At 45.4% G+C, this 11,290-nt stretch carries 10 protein-coding genes and 3 pseudogenes; 8 read left to right on the forward strand and 5 right to left on the reverse strand.

Going from position 1 to position 11,290, the window contains the following annotated elements; genetic code table 11:
• Positions 1-97: 97 nt before the first annotated feature.
• Both LYNGBM3L_RS11260 and LYNGBM3L_RS50250 read left to right on the forward strand, forming a co-directional pair.
• Positions 98-1,429, forward strand: a complete 1,332-nt coding sequence (locus LYNGBM3L_RS11260; RefSeq protein ID WP_008182599.1) for a sedoheptulose 7-phosphate cyclase — start codon at positions 98-100, stop codon at positions 1,427-1,429.
• Positions 1,430-1,437: 8 nt separating this feature from the next.
• Positions 1,438-1,859 (forward strand): annotated as a pseudogene (locus LYNGBM3L_RS50250) (ATP-binding protein); the annotation flags it as partial.
• Between the two features lie 47 nt (positions 1,860-1,906).
• Here the strand turns inward: LYNGBM3L_RS50250 and LYNGBM3L_RS45640 are convergent.
• Together LYNGBM3L_RS45640 and LYNGBM3L_RS11280 are read right to left on the reverse strand one after the other, a co-directional pair.
• A complete protein-coding gene (locus tag LYNGBM3L_RS45640) occupies positions 1,907-3,343 on the reverse strand; it encodes a hypothetical protein (protein ID WP_008177632.1) in 1,437 nt (478 codons plus the stop codon).
• Positions 3,344-3,411: 68 nt separating this feature from the next.
• Positions 3,412-3,675 carry a hypothetical protein gene (locus LYNGBM3L_RS11280; protein ID WP_008177637.1) on the reverse strand — a complete coding sequence of 88 codons (264 nt, stop codon included), beginning with the start codon at positions 3,673-3,675 and terminating at the stop codon, positions 3,412-3,414.
• A gap of 75 nt (positions 3,676-3,750) precedes the next feature.
• Here LYNGBM3L_RS11280 and LYNGBM3L_RS11285 point away from each other — a divergent pair.
• From LYNGBM3L_RS11285 to LYNGBM3L_RS11295, 3 genes and pseudogenes are all read left to right on the forward strand, one after another.
• Positions 3,751-4,149, forward strand: a pseudogene (locus tag LYNGBM3L_RS11285) (D-alanine--D-alanine ligase family protein); the annotation flags it as partial.
• Between the two features lie 881 nt (positions 4,150-5,030).
• Positions 5,031-5,348 carry a hypothetical protein gene (locus LYNGBM3L_RS11290; protein WP_008182609.1) on the forward strand — a complete coding sequence of 106 codons (318 nt, stop codon included), beginning with the start codon at positions 5,031-5,033 and terminating at the stop codon, positions 5,346-5,348.
• Between the two features lie 57 nt (positions 5,349-5,405).
• Complete coding sequence (locus LYNGBM3L_RS11295) at positions 5,406-5,864, forward strand: hypothetical protein (protein WP_008182611.1); 459 nt, start codon at positions 5,406-5,408, stop codon at positions 5,862-5,864.
• Positions 5,865-6,307: 443 nt separating this feature from the next.
• Here the strand turns inward: LYNGBM3L_RS11295 and LYNGBM3L_RS11300 are convergent, their stop codons facing one another.
• A complete protein-coding gene (locus LYNGBM3L_RS11300; RefSeq protein WP_131827039.1) occupies positions 6,308-6,988 on the reverse strand; it encodes a hypothetical protein in 681 nt (226 codons plus the stop codon).
• A 498-nt stretch (positions 6,989-7,486) separates the two neighbouring features.
• On the opposite strand from LYNGBM3L_RS11300, the gene LYNGBM3L_RS11305 reads away from it, so the two are divergent.
• Both LYNGBM3L_RS11305 and LYNGBM3L_RS48585 read left to right on the forward strand, forming a co-directional pair.
• Positions 7,487-8,029: a hypothetical protein gene (locus LYNGBM3L_RS11305; RefSeq protein ID WP_008182615.1), complete on the forward strand. Its 543-nt coding sequence runs from the start codon at positions 7,487-7,489 to the stop codon at positions 8,027-8,029.
• Position 8,030: 1 nt separating this feature from the next.
• On the forward strand, positions 8,031-8,162 hold the full coding sequence (locus tag LYNGBM3L_RS48585; protein ID WP_267872019.1) for a hypothetical protein: 132 nt from the start codon (positions 8,031-8,033) through the stop codon (positions 8,160-8,162).
• A 118-nt stretch (positions 8,163-8,280) separates the two neighbouring features.
• Here LYNGBM3L_RS48585 and LYNGBM3L_RS11310 read toward each other — a convergent pair whose 3' ends face one another.
• Together LYNGBM3L_RS11310 and LYNGBM3L_RS11315 are read right to left on the reverse strand one after the other, a co-directional pair.
• Positions 8,281-9,390 carry an anthranilate phosphoribosyltransferase family protein gene (locus LYNGBM3L_RS11310; protein WP_008182617.1) on the reverse strand — a complete coding sequence of 370 codons (1,110 nt, stop codon included), beginning with the start codon at positions 9,388-9,390 and terminating at the stop codon, positions 8,281-8,283.
• A gap of 30 nt (positions 9,391-9,420) precedes the next feature.
• Positions 9,421-10,416 carry a LysR family transcriptional regulator gene (locus LYNGBM3L_RS11315; protein WP_008182619.1) on the reverse strand — a complete coding sequence of 332 codons (996 nt, stop codon included), beginning with the start codon at positions 10,414-10,416 and terminating at the stop codon, positions 9,421-9,423.
• Between the two features lie 496 nt (positions 10,417-10,912).
• On the opposite strand from LYNGBM3L_RS11315, the pseudogene LYNGBM3L_RS11320 reads away from it, so the two are divergent.
• Positions 10,913-11,290 (forward strand): annotated as a pseudogene (locus LYNGBM3L_RS11320) (Photosystem Q(B) protein 1); the annotation flags it as partial.

Here is an 11,290-nt window from a genome sequence, read left to right on the forward strand (position 1 = left end):
TAGGGGGAGGGAATTATACCCAGAAATCTGCCTTGCCATGTAAATTCTTCGATACTAATCCGAACATCCAAACAAGTAATATCGCAGCAGCAGAAGTATGGTTCAAGCTAAACCTAATCCAACATCACAAAAGCTCTCTCCTTCAGACTCAGAACAGATAATTCAATTCCACCACCCAGAGAAGTACCACACCTCAGAGTGGTACACCGGTACTGGAGAGATCGCTGCTAGTGGAGACGGTCGCTCTTTTGAAATATCTGCTACCTATGCGTTAAAGGCAACAGTTAAGTTAGTGGACGGAGTTTTCAACCCTTCCAATCCCACCTTGGCGGAAGTTTACAGTCGTCGCGGTCGTTGTGTGGCAATTGTGGATCAGACCGTAGATGAGCTTTACGGAGCGTCAATTCGCCGCTACTTCGAGGAATATGAAATTCCTCTAAAGTTGCTGGCCTGCCGCGCTTGGGAATCTGACAAAACTCCCGAAACCGTCCACCGCTTGCTGAAATTTTTAGGTAAAGATGGCTGCGACGTTTCCCGGAACGAACCCGTACTAGTAGTAGGCGGCGGTGTTCTTAGTGACGTAGCCGGACTGGCTTGCGCCCTGCAGCACCGACGCACTCCATATATTATGGTCGGAACCACGGTTGTGGCTGCTATCGATGCTGGTCCATCCCCCCGCACTTGCACCAACGGTGCCCAATTTAAGAACAGCATTGGATCCTATCATCCTCCAGTAATGACTTTGGTAGACCGGAGTTTCTTCCGTACTTTAGCGACAGGTCACGTCCGCAACGGTATGGCAGAAATTATTAAAATGGCAGTCACCGATGATCCGGTTCTGTTTGAGTTAATGGAACAATACGGTCCTCGCTTAGTAGAGACTCACTTTGCGACTTTAAATGAAGATGAGGAACTGGGAGCGATCGCTGATACAGTAATCTATCGGGCATTGTTCTCCTACATGAAGCATGAAGGAACAAATATGTTCGAGACTTACCAAGACCGTCCCCACGCTTATGGTCACACCTGGAGTCCTCGCTTTGAACCTGCTGCTAAATTAATGCATGGTCATTCTGTCACCATTGGCATGGCCTTCGGCGCGACTTTAGCTGCAGAGATGGGCTGGGTCAAAGCAGAAGAACGCGATCGCATTATCGCTTTGTGTCGCTCTCTGGGTCTGTCTGTTTACCACCCCATCCTAGAAGATATTGACCTGATGCTTGAAGGTCAAAAAAATATGCGGCGCAAGCGAGGAGAAGGGGGTTTGTGGGCTCCATTGCCAACAGGGATTGGTTCCTGTGATTACGCTCAAGAGGTATCGTCAGGATTGCTAGAAGCAGCCATTGACAAGCATAAGCAATTATGTTCTTCTTTTCCTGATGCTGGAAAAGGCACAGAAATGTACCTCAGTGACCTCGGCCTTGAATAAAAGGAGCACAAACTATTGACCTAGTGCTGCCACAAATGTTTTGTATCCCTGGCATGACTGAATACCGTGCCCTATTGGACTTGCTTAATATTCCCTATGTGGGCAATACCCCAGATTTGATGGCACTAACTGCCCATAAAGCAAAGCAAGAGCTAAGGCGATTGTGGCAGCCGCAGGAGTTAAAGTACCTTTTGGAGAACTACTTCGCCAGGGAGACATTCCCACCATTAAGCCGCCAGTAGTGATCAAACCTGCTAGTTCTGACAATTCTTGTGGGGTGACTTTAGTCAAAAATGTCGCTGACTATGACGCTGCCCTCAAAACAGCGTTTGAACATTCAGATCAGGTTTTAGTCGAAGAGTACATCGAACTGGGTCGGGAAGTCAGATGTGGAATCCTTGTCAAAGAGGGTGAGCTCGTGGGTTTACCCTAGGCTGTTGAGTTTGAATCCCTTATGCCGATAAAAGTTCATGCAGTTTATATGTCAATTTTTGTAGTCTGAAAAATAGCCCGACGCTTGGCCAAGGGAGATTCTCCAAAGTGCTGTCGATACCAATGTTGGACATCACAGAAGGAAACTGTTTCCATGGCAGTTTTAACAAGTTCAGAGGTCAACTGGGTGGTGAGCAGAGGCAGTGTCAAGAGTAAATGCCCCATATGCTTCAGGGATGACCTTTGGGAAAACAGTTTATATTTACCAAACACAGACTCGATGAGATCAGAAGAGGCAAGTAGGGGCTGATTAGGAGGCAATGCTGTGGTTTCATGGTCAATATAGGCAATTAACTTGGCCAAAAAGTCCTCTAATCGTTTCGATAAGGTTAAATCAGCTGTTTGTTTGATAAAGTCTGTTTTCGAGTGTTGGTTAAACCCTTGATGCTTAAGCTGGTATTGGAGGGTGCGCACTAAGAAAAGCATCTGGTTGAAGGGTTCGAGGGCCTCCTGATAGTCCGACACCCAACCCAATTTTTCCTCAAAGTACCGTCTACCGAGGTCAGCGGTTTGGCAAATTAAGGAACCAACGTCACAGAAAACTGCCTCTGAAAGACACCCTTTGAGGGCTTCAATAAAGGCTTTCTGGTCAGGAAATGGCTTTTGTTTAAGGGGTTTTAAGGCCGCATTGACCTCAGTAGTCAACTGCTCACTCAAGGTTTTTAAGGCACTCGAATCTAAGCAGTAGCCAGGATTGACCCTTGAGAAATCCTGCTGCTTCTGATAGGCCAATACGAGTTTGGCCCACTTCAATAAGGTGTCAATATTGAAGTATCGAGCTTTGGATCGTTGTGCGGGTGGTCTTAAAAAAGATAATCGACTCTGCTGCAACTGTTGACGAGTACGGGTACACCGACTGACAAAGCGCTGATAGATTGGATCGAGCTCTAACTCACCTTTGAGTAATCGGGCACTTTGATGAGTCACATCATAGGTCACCTGCACAGAAGGATGAGCTTGATGGTATAAGCGAATGCCCTTATAGAGATCACTGCCTTGGTCTGAGACAAGCTGTAAGGGGACCCCGACCTGGTCACCAACCGCTTCGAGGATGGGGTAGATCAAGTCTCCTTTAGTGCTCTTCATGACCTTTAACGCTAGTAGTGACAAGTCCTGATAGCACAATTTCCCAGCTGATTGCTCGACGATTTGCTTCCACCGAGCTTGGCTGATTCCTAACACTACTAAGCATTTGTGAGCCCCTAATTCCAGGGTAAGATCGGCAATGTATAGCCAGTCGTGACGATACTCGCACGGACGCTGTAGCAAGTATAGTCCCATCCGCAATACCCATTGCCGAATACTACTATAACTCGGTAAAATTTGACCGATGAACCGACTCAATAGGGCAAAATTTTTCGAGGCTCCCCGGAAACTGCTTAAACTTTCAACCACAAACGAGATGGCTAAGCTAATCGTCAATGCTCCATAATGGTGGCTGGCTAACAGGGTGCCTTGGGTTTCAACGATCCCAACGGTGGCAGAGCCGCCTAAGGACGGGGGGGGACTGCTGTCTGATCAGACAGGGGGCTAAGCGATGGGGATGAGGTCTGTTGACGATACCCTCGCACTTCCTTTTCCGCTATCTGGGCTCGTCGTTTCCACAGGGCTCGACTTTTCTCTAAGTCCCGAATCCGGATTTCTTGTGCTCGCAATTTCTTTTGCTTCTCACTCGCTCTTTGCTTCCAACGATCACGGCTTTGCTTAAATAAATTGGCCAGACGCTCAATTGAGCTTTTGTATCCTTGTATCATGGGCAGATCCTGGCAACCTCTTCACACAGATTATGCATGAACTCATCCCATCAATCAAGTCCTAGAGTGAACAGCCTAGGTTTACCCCTAGAAGAGTATCTGGTGAATCCCCATGACCACCGGATTCGCAACTATGAGGATAAACTAAAACGAACAGAAGATGGCGACTTGAGTTTGACTGCTAAGGATGGTGTTAAGGCTTGGATGCTAGACCCTAGGGACCCTGTAACCAAGCCAGTTCAGGAAGTAGCCAAGAGGTGTCATCAGGCGTTGGGCTGTCGCCACTACAGTCTTTTTGACTTCCGTATCGACCCACAGGGGCAACCTTGGTTTCTAGAAGCAGGGTTGTATTGTTCTTTTTCGCCTAAAAGTGTGATTGCTTCTATGGCGAAAGCATCGGGGATATCTGTAAATGAGTTGTTGATGATAGCGATTGATGAAACGTTAATTAATAAGGCTGCGTGTAGGGAATAGGGAACTTTGGATCAGGAAATAGTCTGAGGCGGGGGCGCGGCAGGTGTGGGGGAAATGGGGGATAATATGGGAAGTGTGGGAGGTGTGGGAGGTGTGGGAGGTGTGGGAGGTGTGGGGAGATGGGGAGTCAGATTAGCAACTAGCTCCCCAAGACAGTGCTGCCTAGGTATTCCCTAGTCCCTATTCCCTATTCCCTATTCCCTATTCCCATTAACCCAGGACGAGGTACCTCAGCCAATTGAGAACTGCTATTATGAGTAAGTAAGGTTTAACTTTTCCGCAAGAAGAGTGCCACTCCCGAGTTAGCGATCGCATGTAGTCTTGGTGATGAAATCATACCACCATCAGCGTTATCTAAATCTAAATTGTTATCTAAATTGCTCTCAATGGCCTTAACCGATTCCTGATCAGGGTGTTCATTGGTGACACGATGATTTGGGTATTAGTGATTTTACCCTACAAGTGACCGATCGGAGGGATTAGACTTCCCACTAGTAGCTACCTAAAAAAGCTAGCTGAAGCTGGCTTTTTGGCTAATTAGAGCAATTTAATCCCGATATTTGGCTAAAAACGGTTGTTTTATTCTGATTGCCTCCATTTTTGCGCTAAAATAGCCTATATAAGCTAACTTTTATAAAGAGTTCACAGAAAATTTACAATCTGCTGGGACTATTCACAAGTAATTTACGGAAAATGGCTGATAGACATGGTTAACTTTAGAAGAAGCAAAAAGTCAGGTACTCAAAGCATGCAGTTTCTCAAGGTCACTACTTAAAAGCCAAGATGCTAGCCAGAGTCAAAAAACCGTACTATGCGGAATTTCTCTCACAGCCCTTGAGGTAAATAGTAACACGAGTAGTTTTAACAGTTAACTATAAAACATGTCAGGCTCTCCTCTGAATAAATTCCTTTTCAAACCCGTTCTTCTTGCAGCAGCGGTCTTGTCAGTACTGTCCTTACCAGTAGCAATTTTTGGCTCACAACCAGTTTCCATTCGCATTCAGGGAGAACAGTGGATGGATGGTGAAGTTAAGGATCTTGCTCCCCCTTACCTAGGCTTGGTTGGAGCCTTGAGTTTGGGAGTCGGTGTAGCCAGTTTGGCAATTTCAGGGTGGCAAGACTCCTCCCATAAATTTGCTCAAACTCAGGACAAAGTTTCCACTCTAGCTAGGGTATCCAGGCAAAAGAAAAAGAATTAGAAGACCTTAAGCTTTCTCTGTCGAGTTTGGCAGCTTCTGGACTCACTGATTTTATAGATGAGGCAGAAACCCCCGAAACATTTACAGAAAAACGTTACGGAAAAGGTTCCGGAAAACGTTACGGACAAAGTTATAGAAAACGTTATAGAAACTCGGGATAACAGCCTTGAATCCCAGCCAGTCTTTGAAACTCTAGTGACTAGGTCGAATTTTGTTGAAGAGCCTTCCATAACAGCCCCGACAAGGTCTGTAGAGGATGTAACCCAGAAGTTTGCCTCAGCACAAACGTTTTTAGGTTTTGTGCGCACAAAACCTGTAGTCACCCAACCTATTGAGGTGAGTTCACCAAAACCTGAGCAGCTGGAGCAACTCAACACTCAACTTCAAACAATTATGGCTCAGATGGCTTCTTTACAATCCGCCCTTGATGGCACACAGAGAAGTCGAGGGATTGAGGTACCTGTAGCGAATCACCCATCCAAACAACTTGTTAAGTCCTGGTCTGTCAAGGGTTAAGAACTTTTAAGACAAGTTGATAGACGATTAGGGTGCATCCTGATCCAACCATAAGCTAAAAAGCATCTACTGGAATTGACTCCAGATAGTTATGTATAAATAGTTTACTGTTGGTAATTAGTTAAAATTGCTGAATTTGGTTGACCATTTCTGCCTTCCGAATCTATAATTGTAACCTCGATTTATCGATGGACTAATTTGGCATTCGCCAATTACTAGATTGTCACGATTGAGATCACCGTGAGCGTTTCCACAAAAAGCGCCAACAAAACGCGACCATAGCGCTAATTAAATAAAACTGTTAGGGTATTTCAGTAAGAGCCTGCACAGTGTGGCTGAGTATTATAATTAGTATTATTATTAATATTATTCATGGTTCAGGCTTGATAGTGACCAACCATGAACCATGACCATGAACTATGAACCAAGATAAAGGTTTTGTCTTATCGGAAAAACTCTGACGGCGAGAGTGGAGTATTGTTTTGATTTTTTAAATTGGTTTGTGGGCGAATACTACCACTAACCGATGGTTGGGGTTTAAGTTCTGAGCGGTTTCCCCAGCCACCATTGCGTTCTGCTGCCCTAATGCTAGGTACTGATTTCCTGCCACTAGGTAGCGCTATCGGTAGGGTGTAACTCGCCTTTACGTAAGGTTGACCATCATTATTAAATCGGACGAGGTCACCTTCCATCTCTGGAATCTGCGGCTGTTGCTCTTCAGCCCTTCCTAGGTGACCATAGGGCTCATAGGTAGCTAAGAAAGAGACACTATTATTGGGGCTAACCGAGAATCGTCCTTGTGATTGATTGATTTGCCAAGCTTCCTGAAGGCGACCATCTGGTGCTACCTCCCATAGGTTAAGCCTAGCTTGCCATTGACCCTGCTCGTTTACTTCAACAACTTGGCGATCCAAAATCGAATAAGTGCCTAGGGGGTTAGAACCAAATAAAGGCTGTTGTGTCGGACGCAAATAGCGAATAGCAGCTACAGCAATTTGACTTTGGTCAGGTAGATTACTAGTACCCGATACAGTATACGCACCAGGACGACTGGCCGGTTTCACACTGAGTTCTAACTCAAGGTCAGGGGATTTTTTTTGGGAGCAACTGACACACAATGCCATTAGCATTAGGAGTACAGTCCCCTGCCTATTAGAGTAAAGTGAGCGAACTGTTTGACTTAAAAACTGGTAGAATCGCATAGGCATAGGTATAAACAGATTAGATATTCCTTAGGGAGTAAGCATATGCGCTACGCGCACGCTGCTTGAGGTGCGGTCAGCGGTCAGCGGTCAGCTGACGTAACATAGATTAAACCAATACTTACTTGTTTTATTCAAAAGCTGAGAGCTGAGAGCTGAGAGCTGAGAGCTGAGAGCTGAGAGCTGAGAGCTGAGAGCTTACCTTAGAGATAGCTTACAAAGAATGACTAATTGTCAGATTAGGGGTTGAAAATATCGACTATCATAGCAAGTTGTTAAAAACGAGCTAAGTTGATTGGTAGTTAGTGATGGATTTACCACGGAACCCTAATCAACGTCTAACATAATCAATACCTTGATTGTTTATAATTGAGCGTTTATAATTGATAGCTTATAAAATTTTATCCACTAAGACTAATTATGAAGCAGCAAAGCAGGTTTAGACATACATCTTTATTGAAATTTTGTACTACTCAGTTGGCAATCGCTGGCCTAGTAACCCTAGGGATTCCTAATGGTGCTGCCACTGCTGGGAATCAATTTAGTTTGTGTGCCAAAGATCTTAAAGCGGCCAATATCACTTCAGAAATCGCATCACAAGCTTGTTCAGAGGCACTACAACCTGAGGATTTATCCTTGTGTGTACTGAAAATTAAGGTACTGACCTCATTAGCAGGCCAAAAAGCCTTAGGTGCTTGTACACGAGTCCGACGACCTTTGGAATTGGCTAGCTGTGTGGTTGATATTGACAATAAGATTGAAAACATAAATGCTAACTCAGTGCTGGATCACTGCCGTCGTAGCCTCCTGCCAGAGCAATTTTCTGAATGTGTTATTGGCTTGAATAGTGCCAATGTCGCTAGCCCTGACAAGGCTCTAAACACTTGTATTTCTGTTAATCAATATCCCTCCCAATTGTCTCCGACCTTTGCGCCACCTCCGGCAAGAACCTTGGTTCAGTAATTTGGTTGAGTGTAAGCATTCAGCCGTCAGCCGTCAGCCGTCAGCCATTCCCTTGGCTCACGCTAAGGGAATGGCTGACGTAACAGAGATTAAACCAATGCTTACTTGTTTTATTCAAAAGCACATCAAGTAGCGTGGGTGGCACAGGCTTCGACGCTGGGACTTCATTTAGATTGCCCATAGCCCATAAGCACATCAAGTAGCACATAAGCTGATAGCTGATAGCTGATAGTTGAATACTTACCTTCTGTTTATTTAAGCTTGTGTAAGTAATCAACAATTTCCTTAAATTTTTGCTCCACATTACCACTGGTGAATAAATCTTCAGCCCTGGCCAGACCTGCTCTAAAATCTGGGCAAACACCACAACGCCACAGATAAAAGCCACCATTCCAGATCGCGGCTGGCATCAATGGGTTGGATTTACCCTTTAGGATTTCCTGGTACTGTGCCAGCAGTTTAGTGGTTGACTCAAACGGTACCTCCTTGCCAGCCAAACCGTATTCACTCGGATGGAGTAGCAGACGTTCAAACCCTTGACTGGCTGATGGTTGACTAATCGCTATGATGGCAGTGCGATCGCGTGGTAGGTCACAGCTACCCTCTAAGCCTTTGACAAAGGTAAAATTCTTGACCAGACGCAGCTGACATGTCTGTCTAAACAGATTTTCTGTAGGTGGATGAACATACCCGGCCACATAATGAGTCTCTGCTTGATCAGCAGACCTATAGGCAGACCAGAGGAGTTCCATGGTTGCTATGGGTGGACGTTTACCGATTTGGTCGCGGTAGGAAACTAACTGATGAGCTTGGGGAAAATGCTGGGGTAAATAGATAAATCCTAAGCCAGTTGTCTCCAATACTTGTTGCACCTGGGGCACAGAAAGTTGGGAGAAATCCATGCCCAATCCCTGCCAAATCTCAATTAAGGGGACTCCATACTTAGTGGGCATACAATCTCCCCCATGCATGACCACAGGTACCCCAGCAGTAGCTAAGACTAAGGCGGTCAGGGGTGTGACTGGTGCAGTACGGCTTCGTCCATCATAGGGTGTTCCTAACGCTGTAACCCCCAGGGATGGAGAAGAAGAAACTGACCGAGAGGTATCTTGCCCATGGTTGATGTCCCAGGGGTGTAACCTTGGTCCAAGTTGGTCATAAGCATCCAACATCCCTGCCAGTTCTTCACTGGTCGGTCGTTTGATGCGGTGGGCAATCATAAATGCTCCAATTTGCGCTGGTGTAGCCTCTTGTGTCAACATGAGGCGGGTTGCAGTGGTGGCTTCCTCACGAGTTAACGCTTTGCCAGTGTGCACACCACTGCCCACTTTCTTTAATAATTCCCTGAAGGCATTACTCATCGGTGATTAGTCCAAAGCTGGAAACAGTGATCAAGCTTGAGCAAGGGCTGGCAGCTGGAGGTTCCAAGCCTGAACTGTTGGCATGTCCAGCTGACGCACCAGTTTACAAAAATGCTGAATTGGTGGAATATCTAAGCGATCGCGAGTCGTGACCAAGACCACCTGACGAGTCCAGTTGGAATCCAAGGCAGAGACGTTACCTACTAGTTTGTTGGAGCTAGCCAGGGATTCTGGTAGTTTTTCTAGGGTACGCACAGCCAAAGTAGAGTCTTGCTGTACATTGATCACGGCTGATTTGGGCAATAGGGCAATCAATTCTCCTTGGCGCACTACTCCTTGGAATGCTTCTAGGGTATTTAACTCCATAACTGCCCGCAAATTAGCCCCTAGGCGGGAAAACTGCTGCTGTACTAAACGTTGCATCCCGTAGCCACTTTTAAAGACTGCTTGTGGGTATTTAATCAGTTCTGACCAGGGCACTGCTTTATAGTTGACTAAGGGATGGTCTGATGCCATCAGGACTTCGATGGGCTCTTCGTAGAGTACCTCAACTACCATCTCTGAACTAGTGGTCAAAAAGCGATTGTTCATCACAATTGCCACATCCACTAGACCATCTCGCAGTACCTTCAAAGAGCGATCGCTTCCGAGGGCGGTCACTCGTAATTGCACTTGAGGATAGGCTCGACAAAATTGCTTTAAGATCGGTGGCAAATAGTGAGCGCAGACTGATTGGATTGCTGCTACACACAATTCTGGCTGCTTACCTGCGATCAAATCTGCTAATTCTTGGGTAGCAGTTTGCCACTCTTGACAGATTTTACGAGCACGGGGTAAAAGCTGTTCCCCTGCAAGAGTCAACTTGGCGTGAGCAGTGCGATGAAACAGTGGCATACCCAGATGGCTTTCCAGAGACTGAATTTGTCTACTAATAGTCGATTGTGTTACGCCGCATTTTTGTGCCGCTTGTCCAAAATTACCGGTCTGGGTGACTGCCAGAAATGCCTGCAACTGCTCAATCCGCATGATTTGTCTAAGGTGTATGAGGTTTCATCATAATTCATTGAACATAGTAGATTTTTTGAGGAACTTCGGTAGAATTTGATACATTGAGGCTCTGCCATTTAACTAAACCCATCAGCTCAACCAATGTAATCAGTAAAGCAATTTCAAACGGGAACGTCACGGGTCTTGGGAGAACAGGGAACTTCGGATCCGTGGAAAATCGAGGATGTTAAGAAATTATAAATAAATAGATAAATAAATTTTATAGTTTATAGCGGTTCTCAGTGGGATCAGGTACAACCAAATTTTTAAACCTTATTTATACCACAATTACACTATTAAGTCAATATTTACGTAATATAACTTTTACTTATTTACATTATTTAATAACCTGAGGGGAAATTACTCTCAAAACCCTTTACAAAACTTTAGATATTGCTTAATATAAATACATGAAGGCGCAAACAAGCCGGACGAACCTCGATAACTTCATATTCATACCCGCAATCATTAGAACATGACTACTGTATTACAACAGAGCAACACCTCTGTGTGGTCTCAGTTCTGCAATTGGGTCACCTCCACCAACAACCGCCTCTATGTAGGCTGGTTTGGTGTCTTAATGATTCCAACTTTGCTAGCTGCTACCACCTGCTTCATCATTGCTTTCATCGCTGCTCCTCCTGTGGACATCGATGGTATCCGCGAGCCCGTTGCTGGTTCCTTGATGTACGGAAACAACATCATCTCTGGTGCTGTTGTTCCTTCTTCTAACGCCATTGGCTTACACTTCTACCCAATCTGGGAAGCTGCTTCTCTCGATGAGTGGCTTTACAACGGTGGTCCTTACCAGTTGGTAGTGTTCCACTTCCTAATTGGTGTATTCGCCTACATG

Source organism: Moorena producens 3L, assembly GCF_000211815.1.
Taxonomy (GTDB): domain Bacteria; phylum Cyanobacteriota; class Cyanobacteriia; order Cyanobacteriales; family Coleofasciculaceae; genus Moorena; species Moorena producens.

Coding starts and splice junctions, on each gene's coding strand:
- LYNGBM3L_RS11315 (WP_008182619.1), bottom strand. CDS start 10,416: ATGCGGATTGAGCAGTTGCAGGCATTTCTGGCAGTCACCCAGACCGGT.
- LYNGBM3L_RS11290 (WP_008182609.1), top strand. CDS start 5,031: ATGTCAGGCTCTCCTCTGAATAAATTCCTTTTCAAACCCGTTCTTCTT.
- LYNGBM3L_RS11310 (WP_008182617.1), bottom strand. CDS start 9,390: ATGAGTAATGCCTTCAGGGAATTATTAAAGAAAGTGGGCAGTGGTGTG.
- LYNGBM3L_RS11305 (WP_008182615.1), top strand. CDS start 7,487: ATGAAGCAGCAAAGCAGGTTTAGACATACATCTTTATTGAAATTTTGT.
- LYNGBM3L_RS11280 (WP_008177637.1), bottom strand. CDS start 3,675: ATGATACAAGGATACAAAAGCTCAATTGAGCGTCTGGCCAATTTATTT.
- LYNGBM3L_RS11260 (WP_008182599.1), top strand. CDS start 98: ATGGTTCAAGCTAAACCTAATCCAACATCACAAAAGCTCTCTCCTTCA.
- LYNGBM3L_RS11300 (WP_131827039.1), bottom strand. CDS start 6,988: ATGGCATTGTGTGTCAGTTGCTCCCAAAAAAAATCCCCTGACCTTGAG.
- LYNGBM3L_RS11295 (WP_008182611.1), top strand. CDS start 5,406: ATGAGGCAGAAACCCCCGAAACATTTACAGAAAAACGTTACGGAAAAG.